The following is a 15825-nucleotide window of genomic DNA, read 5'->3' on the forward strand; positions in this document are numbered from 1 at the left end:
GGATATATGAAGGAGCCCGTCCTCTAAATGGACGGGCTCTTTTCTGTCGAGCGGAATCACCAAATCATTAAACGATGCCCTCGCTTCGCTGTCCTATGTTAACGGACGTGTCTGTTCTGCAAGTGTCAAGAAATAATCAAGCGTCTTATTGACGCGCTGAATGACATTGGCATGCTGCGGCTGGTTTTCTTCCGTAAACTGACGGAAATCTCCGCCAATAGACACCCACTCCGGACAGTTGATTCCATGCAGATTGCGGACAATCGTTTGTAAATGCGTCAAGGAGCTGACGCCAACGGCTCCTCCCGCTGAGCTTGCCGATAACACAACTTTGTTGTTGACGTATTCAAAGCTTAAGTAATCCAGCGCATTTTTCAGCACGCCTGACATACTGCCGTGATATTCCGGTGTTGCCAGCACGATTGCATCCGCCGATGACGCGCTCTCCTTCAGTCGAATGACATTCGCATCATCTTCGTTCGAATCCGGACAATAAAGCGGCAGCTGCAATTGATATAAATCAATAACGATTGCTTCGTGCCCCTTCTCTTCTAACTGTGTAGCCATATAACGAACAAGCTTCGTGCTTGTCGCTTCTTTGCGATTGCTGCCTGCAATGAGTACGATTCGCATGACGCACTCTCCCTTCATCATGTTGCAGTTAAAAAGCATTTATTCATGTCACGGGATGGAATGATATATCCGCTGCCGATCTGACAGCGTTTCTTCTCTAATAATGTCAGTTCCTGCACCGCCTGGCCGGGCATGGTCTGCTCGAAATGCGCTTCCGCATGGATGAACGCTTGCTCTTCCGTCTCCGCTAAGAGAACACACACGAACGAACCTTGTTCTATGGACGCTTCCAACCGAAATATGTACATCTGTACCATCCCTCCCCTTCGGTCATCATACAAAAACAGGAAGAAATCGTCAAGATACCAAGGCGTTCATGCGTCGTGTCCGAACCGCATCTTCCAGAAGCCTTTTCGCCTATATTTCATCTACCGGAAGATCCGACACCTCCGCTTGCAATCTGTGCAGCTCTTCCTTCAGCTCGCTAGTGACGGCTTCGTATTCTGGAAGTCCATATACGTTCTTCAGTTCATAAGGGTCTTTATTCAGGTCAAACAGCTCCCATTCAGGCGGCCGATTCTCGTCAAGCGATCCCGGAGTGCCAAGCGCTTGCGCATAATAGTATATCAGCTTGTAACGGTCTGTCCGAATGCCGTAATGGGAATACACATGATGATGTTCATCGAGATGCATCCAGTAACGGTAGTACATCGCGGTTCGCCAATCATCCGGTGTTGTGCCCTGCAGCAGAGGCCGCAACGAACGGCCTTGCATATCCGCCGGCGCTTCGATGTGAGCATAATCCAAAAATGTCTGCGCAAAATCTACGTTTAACGCCATCGACTCTGTCACACTTCCCGGTGCGATTTCGCGCGGGTACCGCACTACAAATGGCATGCGCAGCGATTCCTCATACATAAAGCGCTTATCGAACCATCCGTGGTCGCCCAGGAAAAACCCTTGATCCGAGGTGTAGATGACAATCGTATCCTCCGCAATTCCTTCTGCTTCCAAATAGTCTAGCAGCCGCCCCACATTGTCATCAATCGAAGCGACACACCGCAAATAGTCTTTAATATAGCGTTGATACTTCCAACGCTTCGCTTGCTCATCGCTAAGCCCCTCAGGCGGATTCCCCTTCGTATCGGTAACGACCATATCCCGGCCGATCCGCATCTTCGCTTGAACTGCCGCTTGCGCTCGATTTGCGTAGTCGTCATCGAATGTTTCCGGATAGGGAATTTCCACGTCTTCGTACATGCGGCTATGACGTTCGTCCGGCTGCCATGGCCGGTGCGGCGCTTTGTGATGACACATCAGCATGAATGGCCGATCCTTGTCCCGCTTCCGCAGCCACTCTAGCGACTTATCGGCAATCACATCCGTTACATAACCTGCGATTCGCTGTCTGCCGCCCTCTTCGATAAATTCAGAGTTGAAATAATCTCCTTGACCATCCAGCACGCTCCAATAATCAAATCCAGTCGGATCGGCAAAGCCGCCATGTCCCAAATGCCATTTCCCGATAATGGCCGTCTGATATCCATCAGCTTGCAGCAGCTTCGGGAATGTCTGCTTCCTCCCGTCAAAGTGATCATCAATCGATTTGACCCCATTCAGATGGTTGTATTGGCCAGTCAGAATAGATGCCCGGCTCGGGGAACAGATCGAATTCGTACAGAAGCAATGATCGAATCGAATGCCTTCATTGGCAATCCGATCGATATTCGGAGTATTGTTGATGCGGCTGCCATAACAGCTCATTGCATGTGATGCATGGTCGTCGGACATTACAAACAAAATATTCGGTCTTCGCAGCTCAGCTCTTGTTGTCATTGGGCTCCACTCCTAAGGAATCAGGTTTAGACTCTTCTTGTAATCGTTTGCAACCGTTCATTGTTCTATTGTAATATACCTGTTTCTCATCCGCTACTATATACTCGGGTATAGTTTAGCTTTTTGCCGGAACAATGAGAATGCCGCCTCCTGCAGATTACGAATGCCTCTCCCTACCCTGGCTTGCTCCAACAATCATGTGAAACCTCTCTCCTCTAAGGAGGATTCACCAAAAAGTCCTTTTGTCCACTATCCCAATTATTCAGAAAATGAGCGCAATATCGAATTCTAATGTTCAATTCAGGTACGCAATATATCTGCAATATGTCTTTCCGGTGCCTAATATCGCTCGCACTGCAATTTCATGCAACACCAGTGAACCTCGACCCATCAGAAAGAAAAGATATTCAATCTCCCATCCCAATAACCAATTACCTTACCTTCTGTCAGTTGCTGAACTTTCATTGCAGAATCTGAATTACTCATTGCCGTTTCCTTGGTCATTGATTGCACATATAAATCACTTTCTACAACCTTAAGAATTCATTACACAGCTGAATCACTCTCTGCAGTTCCTTAAGGATTGATTGCACATATAAATCACTTTCTGCAATTCCTTAAGAATTCATTACACATCTGAATCACTCTCTGCAGCTCTCTAGTCATTCATTACATGTATGAGTCAATCACTTCAATACCAAGCATTTATTTACGCAATCTGACGTAATGGGAGAGTGGATAAAAGACCATATCGAGACAGAGTTGAAAGGAACACGCAAAACAAATTGGAGATACGCCAACGCCTTCGCCCAAAAATCTATACTTTCTTATTTTTTAAAAAATACACCGCCATTTCAGACAACATCATCTGAAACAGGGTGTATTTCTGTTTACTTAAAGCGGAATGCCTTTCTTATACTTCTCGACTTCCGCAGGAGATGCATAGACGAAATGTCCGGGTCTGATTTCAACCAATTGGGGCTGCTCTGCCTCGTAGTTATGAATTTGCGTGTTATAGTAAATCCGCTTGCGGTTCCGTTCGTGATGCGGGTCAGGCAGCGGTATTGCGGACAGCAGCGACTTCGTATACGGGTGCAGCGGTTGTTTGTACAGATCGTCGGCCTTGGCCAGCTCCACAATTTTCCCGTTGTACATCACGCCGATCCGATCGGAAAAATATTTGACGACCGACAGATCATGCGCAATGAACAAAATCGTTAACCCCAGCTTCTTCCGCAATCTGTTCAGCAAATTCAATACCTGAGCCTGAATGGATACGTCAAGAGCAGATATCGGCTCATCTGCGATAACCAAATCCGGGCTTGTAATCAACGCACGCGCAATGCCGATCCGCTGGCGTTGGCCCCCGGAAAATTCATGAGGGTAACGGCCTGCATGCTCTCTTGTCAGACCGACCGTTTCCAATATGTCATATATCATATCGAGCATTTCTTGTTCATTTCTGCATAGCTTGTTGATTTTCAGACCTTCTCCGATAATCTCCTTTACCGTCATGCGCGGATTCAAAGAAGCGATCGGGTCCTGGAATATCATTTGCATGCCGCGCGTAACTTCTTTTTTTATTTCTTTGGTCAGCTCCCCGGAGATTAGCGTTCCGTTAAAATAGATCTCCCCGTCCGTCGGCTCATACAACCGGATAATCGTTCTGCCGGTCGTTGTTTTGCCGCAGCCGGATTCACCGACCAGACCGAACGTTTCCCCCTTGTAGATCGTGAAGCTGATATCGTCAACAGCCTTCATCACCGTTTTTCTGCGTCCGCGGCCGCTTGAGAAGTACTGTTTCAGATTTTTCACTTCCAACACTGGCTGTAATGTCGAATTTATCATTTCAACGCACCAGCCTTTCGGTTTGCTGCGCAATTCTCTTCTTCAGCACGTCGGGAATTTCCACTTTGGGCGCATTCGGATGGAGGAGCCAGGTGGCAGCGTAATGCGTATCGCTCACTCTGTACATCGGCGGATCCTCCTCGTAGTCGATTCGCATGGCGTAACGGTTGCGCGGCGCAAATGCATCTCCCTTGGGCGGATACAGCATGTTCGGAGGCGTGCCCGGAATGACGAGCAGTTCGTCTGAAGAGCTCGTATCCAGATCAGGCATCGATACTAACAAGCTCCACGTATACGGATGCTTCGGATTGTAAAAAATCTCATCCACCGTACCGTATTCTACGATCTTCCCCGCATACATAACAGCCACCCGGTCAGCCACATTAGCGACGACGCCCAGATCATGAGTGATGAAAATGACCGACAGATCACGTTCCTTCTGAATCTGCTTGATTAAGTCCAAGATTTGCGCCTGAATGGTCACATCCAGAGCTGTCGTTGGTTCATCACAGATTAACACTTCCGGATCGCAGGCAAGAGCAATGGCAATGACAATTCGTTGTCTCATGCCACCGGAGAATTGAAACGGATATTGCTCGAAGCGCTTCTCTGGATCGGGAATACCGACCGCAATCATTAACTCGATCGCTCTTTGTCTGGCTTCTGCCTTGCTGATGTTGCGTACTCTCAAAGCTTCCATAATTTGTTTTCCGACTTTCATGATCGGGTTTAAAGATGACATCGGATCCTGAAAAATCATCGAAATTTTGGAGCCTCTAATTTGCGTAAACTGGCGCTCCGAATATTGGGTCAGATCCGCGCCGCGATAAATGATGTTCCCGCGTTCAATGTTTGCGTTTTTAGATAAAATACCCACAATTGCTTTGTTGGTTACAGATTTCCCCGATCCCGACTCGCCAACAATAGCCAACGTTTCCCCTTTGCGCAGATCGAATTGAACGCCCCGCACCGCATGCACCTTTCCGGAGAACGTATTGAACGTAATATGCAAGTCGTTCACCTGCAAGATTGCTTCGTTGTTAGTTGTCATCTTTCCCCCACCCCGCTCTTATTCTTGGCCTCGTAATGTCGGATCGAAGGCATCTCGCAAGCCATTGCCGAACAAGTTAAACGACAGCATCAATATCGAGATGACGATCGCCGGGAATAGCGTCAAATGGGGATGCTCCAACAGCACCTTCTGTCCTTCCGCCAACAATACCCCAATCGAAGGCTCAGGCGCGCCAAGTCCTAATCCCAAATAAGAGAGAAATGACTCGATAAAGATGGCTCCCGGTACGGCAAAAGTAGCTTGCGTAATGATCGGTCCAATGGCGTTCGGCAAGATGTGCCGGAAAATGAGCAGCCGATCTTTGGCCCCCATCGTTCTGGATGCCAATACATATTCCTGCCCTTTGTATTTGTAGAACTGGGCCCTGATCATACGGCTCATACCTATCCATCCGGTAACAATCATCGCCAATATGAAGGGAAGTATGCCCGCGCCCAAATACATGACGAATAGGATAACTAACACCAGCGGTGGAACCCCGCTCAAAATTTCGATAATGCGCTGCATTACCATGTCAACAGTTCCGCCATAGTATCCAGATATCGAACCGTATGTGACCCCAATCAGCACGTTTATCGTTACAGCCATGAACCCGATCAACAAGGAAATGCGCGTTCCTTTCCACAAACGCGTCCATTGATCCCGTCCCAGGGCATCCGTTCCCATCCAAAAATAAGTATCTTTCGCCCCTTTTAATTCATACATATCGACTTTGGCTTTCACCATCGGTATTTTCCGGCCGCGGTAATCCATGTCGTATTCTTCCATCACTTTGACGATACTGCCTTTATATTTCTCATCCAGACTTGTCTTCTTAATGTCCATCACTTTCGTGCCATCCCAAATTCCGATCTTCTCTATGCCCGGCACGCGCGGCGGCAGCAAAGCCCATTCAATATGCTGCTCCCGATACGAAAATGAGCTCAATAACGGAGCGATAATTGCCATCAAAATAATCAATCCGATGAAGAAGGCGGCGACGAAGGACGCATTGTTCTTCCGGAATCGCAGCATAGCGTCTTTGAAGAAGCCGATGGCCTTCCCTTCGAACTTCTCGTCCGCAAGCTGCTTTTCACGCTGTACAAACTCAAATGGGTTCTGCTCCCTGTTGTTGTCCGTTTCCAATTTCATCACTTCTTCCCTCCCATGCGGATCCGTGGATCAATGATGCCGTAAGACAAGTCGACGACTAAAATACTGATCAGAGCGATTAAGGAATAAAAGAACATGACGGCAATCGTAAGCGGATGATCCAAAGCATTGATGGCGTTAATAGATAAGGAACCGAGACCCGGCACGCTAAATATATTCTCAATGACGATCGCACCCGATAAAATCGAGAAAATCATCGGTATAAAGATGTTGGCCAATGGAATGAAAGAGTTGCGGATCGCATGCCGCAGCGTCGCCTGCATTTGTGATAGCCCTTTCGTCCTAGCCAACAGCATATAATCTGAATTCAGCGTTTCGCATAATTCGGCACGCAAATAGCGGGTAACGATCGCGATTTCTCCGAAGGACAGGGCTAGAATCGGCAAAATCATCGATTTAAATTTCGTCCATGTCAGTGCCTGTTCGGCTGAAAGCAAAATCGGAACCAGCTCCCACTTGAAAGCCACGATATACTGCAGCAAAGCCGCAATAACGAAGGAGGGTACGGATATAAACAAAACAACCATCATATTGAGCCCGTGATCCGTCGCGGTATTCTTCTTCAAGGCCGCCATAATCCCGCATATGACCCCTATCGGCAGCGTAAATAAAAGCGCTAAAATATTGAGCTGAATCGTAATCGGAAGCTTGTCCTTGATGATATCGAATACAGGCACCTTGGGCTGCACCTTAATGGAATCACCGAAATTAAAGGTTAGAAAGTCCCCTAAAAAATATACATACTGCACGACTAACGGCTTATCCAAATGGTACTTCGCTTCAATGCGTTCCTTAATGTCTATCGGCAGCATCGGATCGTTCACTATGCTGCCAGGCATGGAATGAACCAGAAAGAAAAGCAGGCTAATAATCAAAAATAAGGTGATTGCCATGGCAATCAGTCTTTGCGATATGTATCGTAGCATGGGCCTGAAGCTCCTTTTCGCAAATTCGGAGACCTTGCGCGGGCTGAAGCACGCACAAGGTCTCTGACTGTCATTATTCCAAAATGTTCACTTGCAGCGGTGCAAATTTGATAACAGGGAAGTACTTCCCTTTCCCTTTTAAATCCATCCGGTCTTGAAACAGCACCGCGTTGTTATTTTGGAATAATGGAATTTGCGGAACATAGTCCAGCAACATTTTTTCCATTTTCACCAATGCGTCCAATCTTTCCTCAGGTTTCAGCAGCAAATCACCTGTTGTCGTTCTCTTCTGCAGCTCATCGAATTCGGCGCTGCTGAAGCGGTGCGAACGGTTCGGGAAGTCTGTTCTCCATGCCTTCATGCTTGACCATGGATTAAAGGCATTCTGCGTGATGGCCCCGATGCCCAATTCGAAGTTGCCATCTCTATAGGCATCATAGGCTGCCGAAGGCGGCATCGCTCTTAATTTAATATCGAGCTTATCTTTACCGAACAAGTTCTCGTACAGTTCTTCTGCAACTTCCGCTGTGCGCTTCATCGTTTCCTGCGAGTCGAAATAAGTGAGCTCAATTGTAATCTTTTTGTTGCCATTCGCTTGGTATGCCTTTTCGAAATATTCCTTGGCCTTCTCCGGCTCATACCCGGTTCCCGGTGGAATATTTGCTTTGGCCGCTTCCGTTTCACGGTATCTCTGTCCATCTGAGTAGTCACCGACCATGCAAATGGTCGAAATGTAATACGGTGCCGATTTAAAGGTTTTAAAAATGCCTTTTGTTATTTTGTCTCGGTCGATCCCGTAATACAGCGCCTTGCGCAGATCGTTGTTGCCCAAAATAGGATTTTTCTTCGATTCGGTATTTACATAAAATCCCCACACGGATTCCGCTTCGGTGTATACGACCCTTGGATCTTCGCCGTATTTGTCAAATTGCTCCCCGCTTATTGAGACATTTTCGATTTCGCCCTTCTCCCACAGCTGCATGCGGGTGGAGCTCTCCGAGACGACTCTGCTCTCAATGCGGTCAGGTGTATATACCGCACTCATCGGTGTATCTTGATTTTTCTCGAACACGCGGTATTGATCACGAACCCATTCGCTTAAGCGATACGTGCCACTTGAGGGAACCTGCTCCAACGTGGTCCCGTAGGTCGTCTCGCTGTGGTCTGGCTTCATCCCCGCTTCATACAGCTGTTTATGAATGGGAGACGTGCTACCTCCTTGCGCAAAGACGGAGTAAACGTCAATTTCCGGCATTTCTGTCTCCAACGCAATCTCTAGCGTCAAATCATCTTTCGCTTTAATGCCGACCTCTTCCCACTTCGCTTCACCTTTAAAATACTTGTTAGCGCTTACAATGGGGATGTTGTCAAACAGTACAAACGCATTTCGGTTGGTCAGCTTCGGATCGAGCAGCATTTGATACGAGTATTCATAATCTCGCGCCGTAATCGGCGTGCCATCCGTCCACTTGAGGCCCTCTTTCAATTTAAAGGTCCACACCTTGTTGTCAGTGGTCGCTGGCAAATCTGTGGCGTGATTGCTTACGAATTTAATATTATCTGAAGTCTCATCGTAAATGAGATCTAACAAATTCCCATTTATATATTCTAGTAATATGGACGTTTCAGCGCTTTCACTCGTATGTTGGTTGAACGTCTCTGCGGACATCCCCGAAAATCTTACCACGGTTGGCTTGTCCGAAGGCTGCTTTTGTTCGGTAACAACCTTATCCTTGTCCTCCTTGCTTTCTTGGTTGGCGTTATTTCCATTTCCGCTGGTGCAACCGGTAAACGTCAGCACCATCATCATGGCCAAAATAACCAAGAACGGTTTTTTTGGCTGCTTCATAAATATCCCCTCCTGATAATATTGTTGTTTTATGTAAATTTGTGTGAGTAACAATGGAAATGAACATACGGACAACCGCATAAATTGACAAGGTGTTAATAATCGTCAAAATGCGTCAGTTGATGCCAATCTGTAGCCATCATGTTAATTGTCTAGTTGAGATGATAGGTCAATAGCTGAGAAGTGGGAGAAAACTGTCGAAAACAAGCCATTGCAAGCCACATGAAGTATACTCTTGAGGGAATATTTGGAACGCAATTATTTAAAATCCTATCAAAGTCCCTAATAGTAGTCAAGATATAAATATGTGTGCCGAAAGGGGGATATTCCTAAATATGAGGTCTGGCAGGAATATTGTATCTATTTGGCGAATGTGTTCAAAATGTATCAAAAAAATAAGCGCTTATCCGCCACGACAATCTAAAGATGTGACATCATCGATAGAGCGAGAACCAAGTGCCGATAGAGGAGCCGGAAAATGAAACGTCTATTGCTCATTACCGTTTTGTTTACAGTTGCTTATACGGCTTATAACAGCCACGCCCCGATTATTCTAAATCTATCGAATTCGTTTTTTATTAGCGGACTTATCTATTTGTTTATTGCGTTGTTCAGTTATGTGAGAAATATCGGTTTTTTCAAGACTTTAAGCTACCATCTGTACCGAAAAAGACAGGCTGACAAGCAGGATGACGCCCTCAATGCCGCAGGAGGCACATCGGAGCAGCATCAGCAGAAAAAGATTGAATTGCATGAATACACCGCTCAACTCGGCAAAAGTAAATGGTCAAACAAATTATTTTATTTGTTCTCGATTCCGTTGCTGTTCTGCTCGTGCGTTTTGGCGTTCGCTTCGATGTAACTTTGCAGCGATAACGATATAGAAGCCTCCGGAGTACCTGCTGCCATCAGCAGGGCCGGAGACTTTGTTATGGACTTTTATAGACGGCCGCGTATCATCAGACCGCCCTGCTTACGCTGCGCTGCTATTTGAGCTTCCACAGCACCGGCACGTTCGGCGGCTCCCAGCCTTGCAGCGAGGTATGACTTTGCACACATTTATACACTGTGTCGTTGTGGATCACTTCATCATTCAGTTGATAGTAGAAGGTTCGGAGCTTTATATAGACTCAACTATTTGTTTGATTTTCTATTATTAAACAGTAAATAAATTATTAAAAACACTAAAGTTATAATGAATATTTCGTATACCAATTTTGGCAGCTGTAATTGATATATAGGTTGGAAACCATTAATGTATTTATTATAATCAATGGTTTTCCATAATGGTGCGTATTTCACGTCATAAATATTTTCTTCTGGCCCCCATATAAGATGGTATGGAACATATAAAACTCCAAATATTAAAATCATGATTCCATAAATAGCAAGAAGTATTTCATTTATTCTTTTCATCATCCTATCCCTCCAATATTATAATATTAATCCCACCCTTTATAGTGATCACGTTTATAATTTTCCGGTCAGTTTACTATTCCGAAGGGAAGACTTACAGTAACCTAGATTCTCTTTACATAAACAAAGTAACTATAGTTCCTTATTTGTCTTCATTTTTTACTGCTTAATAAGTTCTGCAGCTTGGGACGAGTTCCCTCTTTCTATAGTTTTGTCCAAATAATTATGTACATTGCTTCGTTCAAATAATTATGTACATTGCTTCGTTCAAATAATGAAGAGAGCCATGTTCAAATCCCCCTAGTAGAATGAAGTATCATAAAATCATTCTGGCGAGGTTTATTTGAAATGGCTTTAAATTATACGTTTGGTTTAGTAGTTGGGAAACGTGGTGTTGTTGCATCAGTATTTTTGGATTCAAAATACTAATTTGTAAACGTATCTCATTAATTGGCGAAAAACAGGAACCACTCCCCGATTATCGTAAATCTCTCGAATACTTTTTTTATTTGCGGGCTCATCTCTATTTGTTTATTGCGTTGTTCAGTTATGTGCGGAATATCGGTTTTTTCAAAGCTTTGAGCTACCATCTGTATCGAAAAAGACAGGCCGACAAGCACAATGACGTCCTCAATGCTGCAGGCGCCACACCAGAGCAGCATCGGCAGAAGAAGATTGCATTACATGAATACACCGCTCACCTCGGCCAATAAATGGTCAAACAAATTATTCTATTTGTTCTCGATTCCGTTGCTGCTCTACTCGTGCGTTTTGGCGTTCGCTTCGATGTAATCGTATTTCAACATAAGATGAAAGTATGATTCACATGCAACGGTGAAGACAAAAAGCCTCCGGAGTACCTGCTGCCATCAGCAGGGCCGGAGACTTTGTTATGGACTTTTATAGACGGCCGCGTATCATCAGACCGCCCTGCTTTCGCTGCGCTGCTATTTGAGCTTCCACAGCGCCGGCACGTTCGGCGGCTCCCAGCCTTGCAGCGAGGTATGGCTTTGCACACATTTATACACTGTGCCGTTGTAAATCGCTTCATCATTCAATCGATAGGCGGTTCCTGCTGACCAAGCTCCCGATCCGGATTGTTCATCCGTCGTCACCTCGATGGACGCGCCTTCCGATACATTGCCTGCTGCATCCAGCGCCGTGACGGTAAAGTTATACGCCGTATTCGGACTCAACCCTGTGATGTCCGCAAATGGAACGGTCACTTTTGCGCTTTTGGAACCGTACGCTGCGGTATAAGCAACGACCCCGACGTTATCGGTGGAGGCAGTCCAGCTCAAGCTCACGCTTGTCGATGATTTCCCCGTCACCTGCAATTGCGAGGGCGCGGTTGGAGGCGTGTTGTCAGCATCTGCCGTCGTTGTGACCGTCACTGCATTGCTCGAATCCGACAAAAGACCTGCTGCATTCTTGGCTTTAACCGTAAACGTATATGTCGTGCCTGAAGTTAACTCTGCAACAACATGATGTGTCGGCTGGACGGCCGTCAGATAGCTTCCGCCGTTGTACACCTCGTAGGTCACTGCTTCCGTCGATGCGTCCCACTCAAGCGACACGCTGTTCGCCGTTACCTTGGCAGCACGTAGATGCCCTGGCGCCGGCGGAATTGGCGGGTTTGGCTTCGTTTCATCCAGATACGCCCGGTGTTTTTCGGAAAATTCGGACTTATTGAAGCGGTCCCAGTTGATGGACCAGGTCATCAAGCCTCTTAATCCAGGATACCCCGCTGCGTTGCGCAGCTTGTAGCGTCCTCCGAACGATTGTCCCTTCATTGCGTAATCAAGCGCCTTATGGACTTCGGACACCGGCGTAAATCCGCCGCCTGAATTCACATTCGCAGGGAGTCCGATGACTACCTGATCGGGTCGAAGCGGCGCAAAGATGCGATCCTGATTTTTCGCCACCGGGAATCCTGTCAGCACCATATCAACCATCGCCACATGAAAATCAGCATCGCCCATCGCATAATACGTATCATCGAGCGCCGTAATAGAGCCCGAATTGTAATGCTGCACCTGCACCCAATCCAATATGTCGCGCAATCCCTCAATGACCGGCAAATAAGCGCCCGCCCGATTATCTGCGCCAGTTGCGTTCCCGCCGTAGAAGCTATATCCTACCTGCACGAAGAACGTTTCCGGAGCCATCGTCACCATGAACGAATCGCCGAAGTGACTATGCAAGTCACGCACGGCTGCAATCAGATTGGTAATGACAGGAGTCGTCGGATGACGGAAATCAGTATCGCCCGGGTTCAAATAGAGAGAGTGGCCTTCGAAGTCGATGTCCAACCCGTCAAAGCCGTAAGTGGAAATAATGCTTTTCATCGATGTGACAAAGTTATTGCGCGCCTGATCCGTCTCCAACTGCACCTGACCATTCGCCCCGCCAATCGAGATGATTACTTTTTTTCCTTGGCTCTGTAAGTATTTCACGTCCGCCTTGAAATCGGAGTCCGTGTACTTGTAAGGCGTAAAGCCTATCGAGCCGCCTTTCGGCCCGTTGGCCGGCTCTGCGAACGCCACGTTGATGACGTCAAAATTGGGCGACACGTCACGCAGGCGGATGAAGCCAGAACCGTTGTCGAAGTTGTGCCAATAGCCGACGATTATTTTTTTGTCTGCCGGAAGCGGAGCGGAAGGCTGTTCCGCTGCCGATCCCGATTCAGTCGGTTCAATGGCCGCAGTCGGTTCAATGGCCGCAGGCGGCACATTACCGCCCCCGGTATCGTCTGCAGCAACTTCAGAGGCAGCAGCGGCGCAATCCCCGATTACTTTCCATACACCCCACTCGCCGCTTTGATCCGGTCGATCGCCCTGGGTCCACCATTTGGCTTCATATATTTTCCCGCTGTAAGATACGCGCTGCCCGCCCGTATAGACGGTGTTTTCCCCCCAGCTCGGAGCGGAGCAAGGCGTTCCGCCACCCGAATCGGTCGTCACTTGTATGCTCGTTCCGGGCGAGACGTTGCCGGCCGCATCTCTTGCTGTAATGGTGAACGTATACGCCGTGCCAGACGTCAGTCCAGTGATGGTTGCGGTCGTGCCCGGTGTATTCTTGCTGCCGGATGAGTAAGTTATCGTATATCCCGTAACTCCGACGTTATCCGTGGATGCCGTCCAACTCAGACTCACGCTCGTAGCGGTTTTTGCGGTCAAGATTACATTCGTCGGCGCGCTTGGCGGTGTCGTGTCGTTGCCGCCACCTGGGTTTCCGCTTTGCAGATCGCTGGTCAATTTGTTCAGCAGCACCTTTTTGCGATCGCTGCTGTAATCCCAGAACATGGCGCCGCCCAGCTGCTTCGACTTGATGAACGCCGTTTTATGTCCGAACGATTCGACGTCATCATACGTAATGAAGATGCCATTCGAAGGATTATACAAATAAGGGACTTTGGCAACGTCGTTCCAATAGCGTGTATAACCGTTACGATTAATATAATTGCTCTCCAAGTCGCTATAGTCGAAGACGCCCTTCTCCCATGTCCCTACATTTGGCGCACCTGCACATTGCTGATATTGCCCATTGCCCGCATTTGCGCATCCGCCCCAGCCGCGGCCGTAGAACGGGGTGCCCAGCACAATTTTCCCAGCTGGAACGCCAGCATTGATATGTCCCTGCACGCCAGCTTCAATATTGAACGCGGCTGCTGCCGGGATACCTGCCGCCGCAGCGGCCGGATCGTAGTAGAGCGGTGAATTATGCGCGCTGATGGTTTGCCAGCCGCCGTTGAAGTCATACGTCATGATGTTAATCCAGTCGACGACTTTGGCTATTTCGCCGAGCTCTGTGTTGTTGGCATATGTCGGACTCGCTCCGGATGCAATCGTTAGCAAATAGGTTTTGCCATCGACCGCTCCGGCCGCATCCAGCTTATCGCGGATCGCCTGCAGCAGCAGCGTATAATTGTGTTTGTCCTCTGGGCGGGCGCTGTTGCCCTTCAAACCGCCGCCAACCGGATATTCCCAATCAAGATCGACACCGTCGAATTGATATTTTCGCAGGAAATCAACGGCCGAGTTAGCAAAAGTCTCACGCGTAGCCGCACTCGCCGCCACGTCGGAGAAACGGTTGGACCATGACCAGCCGCCAACTGAAATAATCGTTTTCAAGTGGGGATTCGTTAGCTTTAATTTGTTCAACTGCTTGATGTTTCCCCGTATTGGCTCATCCCACGTATCGCCGGGATAGCTCTTCTGAACATCGATCCACGGATCGCCCAGGACGATAGTGCCGTTCGGAACATTTATAGTTCCATTCGCATCCTGGCACGTCCACGTTTGCGGATTCGGTCCCGTCGGCTCTGGGTTGCCGTGAATTCCATTCCAGCAAATATCCGCGAACGCATAGTTAACGTGCGTCACCTTGGACACGTCCATATCGCTGACTTGATAATTGCGGCCGTATGCCCCCCAGGAAGGATAGTAGCCAACAACCTTATACCCCGCCCCTGCAGCGGCCTCCTCCGCTTTGGCGATTCCCGACTCCATTGCCGTAAACGGTGTAAACAACATCATTACAGCAAGCACAATAGTAGTGAACTTACGCACCACAGCCATCTGCAAATGCATTCATCAATTCCTCCTCTTCTATAAGTAAAATAACTTGTTCACCAATACAGACCATAAGTCGGCTAATTGCCGCCGAACCGGCTGCACAGGCAATAACAGAGATTGGACGCTCGGCATCACCTCCTTGCAATGAGAGTTCAAAAGCAAACCGCTTAAATTAAAAGGCATACATTACGATAGAAGCTGCAAATATGAAGAGTAAGGGAGAGAGCGTGAAGAGGGCTGCGGTTAGAACCGTTTCGGAATGTTGAAACATAAAAGCTGATAACACAACTAATTTACTTAGAATACAAGCTGTTGTTAAAGGGATAACATTTTACTATGAGGGGGAGATTACTCCACAGCATTCAAAAACTTCGTGGCAGTCCGGGCTATCAAGCAACCCTATTAAGGCGTCAAACCTTCCAGTGCAAGACACCATTCAGAGCAAGTACCATAACTGTAAGGACATTTACTCCAAAGCTAGTACACCATCATGGTGTAAAGAGACCATACAAATCGAGCGCACCATTCCAGCGCAAGGCCACTATCACCCTCGATGTTCCTCTTCTCTTCACTCCA

Annotated in this window: 13 protein-coding genes; 2 read left to right on the forward strand and 11 right to left on the reverse strand. The window is 47.6% G+C overall.

Annotation, left to right across the window (positions count from 1 at the left end; all coding sequences use genetic code 11):
• Positions 1 to 93: 93 nt before the first annotated feature.
• From LQV63_RS17005 to LQV63_RS17040, 8 genes are all read right to left on the reverse strand, one after another.
• Positions 94 to 633 carry an NADPH-dependent FMN reductase gene (locus tag LQV63_RS17005; protein WP_233697623.1) on the reverse strand — a complete coding sequence of 180 codons (540 nt, stop codon included), beginning with the start codon at positions 631 to 633 and terminating at the stop codon, positions 94 to 96.
• Between the two features lie 17 nt (positions 634 to 650).
• A complete protein-coding gene (locus LQV63_RS17010) occupies positions 651 to 881 on the reverse strand; it encodes a DUF3906 family protein (RefSeq protein ID WP_233697624.1) in 231 nt (76 codons plus the stop codon).
• Positions 882 to 990: 109 nt separating this feature from the next.
• Positions 991 to 2409, reverse strand: coding sequence for a sulfatase family protein (locus LQV63_RS17015; RefSeq protein WP_233697625.1), 1419 nt, complete (start codon positions 2407 to 2409; stop codon positions 991 to 993).
• 894 nt (positions 2410 to 3303) lie between these two features.
• Positions 3304 to 4257: an ABC transporter ATP-binding protein gene (locus LQV63_RS17020; protein WP_233697626.1), complete on the reverse strand. Its 954-nt coding sequence runs from the start codon at positions 4255 to 4257 to the stop codon at positions 3304 to 3306.
• 1 nt (position 4258) lies between these two features.
• Complete coding sequence (locus LQV63_RS17025; protein WP_233697627.1) at positions 4259 to 5308, reverse strand: ABC transporter ATP-binding protein; 1050 nt, start codon at positions 5306 to 5308, stop codon at positions 4259 to 4261.
• Between the two features lie 18 nt (positions 5309 to 5326).
• Entirely contained in the window at positions 5327 to 6460 is a 1134-nt protein-coding gene (locus LQV63_RS17030) for an ABC transporter permease (protein ID WP_233697628.1), read from the reverse strand.
• The gene (locus LQV63_RS17035; protein WP_233697629.1) at positions 6460 to 7407 is read right to left on the reverse strand and encodes an ABC transporter permease; all 948 of its coding nucleotides are present in this window, start codon (positions 7405 to 7407) and stop codon (positions 6460 to 6462) included. The genes LQV63_RS17030 and LQV63_RS17035 overlap by 1 nt, the downstream gene beginning before the upstream one ends.
• Before the next feature lie 73 nt (positions 7408 to 7480).
• A complete protein-coding gene (locus LQV63_RS17040) occupies positions 7481 to 9256 on the reverse strand; it encodes a peptide ABC transporter substrate-binding protein (RefSeq protein WP_233697630.1) in 1776 nt (591 codons plus the stop codon).
• A gap of 478 nt (positions 9257 to 9734) precedes the next feature.
• On the opposite strand from LQV63_RS17040, the gene LQV63_RS17045 reads away from it, so the two are divergent.
• Positions 9735 to 10118, forward strand: a complete 384-nt coding sequence (locus LQV63_RS17045) for a DUF3899 domain-containing protein (protein WP_233697631.1) — start codon at positions 9735 to 9737, stop codon at positions 10116 to 10118.
• Positions 10119 to 10242: 124 nt separating this feature from the next.
• On the opposite strand, the gene LQV63_RS31810 is transcribed toward LQV63_RS17045, so the two are convergent.
• Positions 10243 to 10380, reverse strand: a complete 138-nt coding sequence (locus tag LQV63_RS31810; protein WP_407672936.1) for a carbohydrate-binding protein — start codon at positions 10378 to 10380, stop codon at positions 10243 to 10245.
• 10 nt (positions 10381 to 10390) lie between these two features.
• The gene (locus LQV63_RS17050) at positions 10391 to 10675 is read right to left on the reverse strand and encodes a hypothetical protein (protein WP_233697632.1); all 285 of its coding nucleotides are present in this window, start codon (positions 10673 to 10675) and stop codon (positions 10391 to 10393) included.
• Positions 10676 to 11293: 618 nt separating this feature from the next.
• On the opposite strand from LQV63_RS17050, the gene LQV63_RS17055 reads away from it, so the two are divergent.
• Positions 11294 to 11464, forward strand: coding sequence for a hypothetical protein (locus LQV63_RS17055; protein ID WP_233697633.1), 171 nt, complete (start codon positions 11294 to 11296; stop codon positions 11462 to 11464).
• A gap of 155 nt (positions 11465 to 11619) precedes the next feature.
• Here the strand turns inward: LQV63_RS17055 and LQV63_RS17060 are convergent, their stop codons facing one another.
• Entirely contained in the window at positions 11620 to 15264 is a 3645-nt protein-coding gene (locus tag LQV63_RS17060; protein ID WP_233697634.1) for a glycosyl hydrolase family 18 protein, read from the reverse strand.
• Positions 15265 to 15825 lie beyond the last annotated feature (561 nt).

Origin of the sequence: Paenibacillus profundus (assembly GCF_021369635.1) — a bacterium.
In the GTDB taxonomy this organism is placed as follows: domain Bacteria; phylum Bacillota; class Bacilli; order Paenibacillales; family Paenibacillaceae; genus Paenibacillus_B; species Paenibacillus_B profundus.

Coding starts and splice junctions, on each gene's coding strand:
- LQV63_RS17005 (WP_233697623.1), bottom strand. CDS start 633: ATGCGAATCGTACTCATTGCAGGCAGCAATCGCAAAGAAGCGACAAGC.
- LQV63_RS17010 (WP_233697624.1), bottom strand. CDS start 881: ATGTACATATTTCGGTTGGAAGCGTCCATAGAACAAGGTTCGTTCGTG.
- LQV63_RS17015 (WP_233697625.1), bottom strand. CDS start 2,409: ATGACAACAAGAGCTGAGCTGCGAAGACCGAATATTTTGTTTGTAATG.
- LQV63_RS17020 (WP_233697626.1), bottom strand. CDS start 4,257: ATGATAAATTCGACATTACAGCCAGTGTTGGAAGTGAAAAATCTGAAA.
- LQV63_RS17025 (WP_233697627.1), bottom strand. CDS start 5,308: ATGACAACTAACAACGAAGCAATCTTGCAGGTGAACGACTTGCATATT.
- LQV63_RS17030 (WP_233697628.1), bottom strand. CDS start 6,460: ATGAAATTGGAAACGGACAACAACAGGGAGCAGAACCCATTTGAGTTT.
- LQV63_RS17035 (WP_233697629.1), bottom strand. CDS start 7,407: ATGCTACGATACATATCGCAAAGACTGATTGCCATGGCAATCACCTTA.
- LQV63_RS17040 (WP_233697630.1), bottom strand. CDS start 9,256: ATGAAGCAGCCAAAAAAACCGTTCTTGGTTATTTTGGCCATGATGATG.
- LQV63_RS17045 (WP_233697631.1), top strand. CDS start 9,735: ATGAAACGTCTATTGCTCATTACCGTTTTGTTTACAGTTGCTTATACG.
- LQV63_RS17050 (WP_233697632.1), bottom strand. CDS start 10,675: ATGATGAAAAGAATAAATGAAATACTTCTTGCTATTTATGGAATCATG.
- LQV63_RS17055 (WP_233697633.1), top strand. CDS start 11,294: ATGACGTCCTCAATGCTGCAGGCGCCACACCAGAGCAGCATCGGCAGA.
- LQV63_RS17060 (WP_233697634.1), bottom strand. CDS start 15,264: ATGCATTTGCAGATGGCTGTGGTGCGTAAGTTCACTACTATTGTGCTT.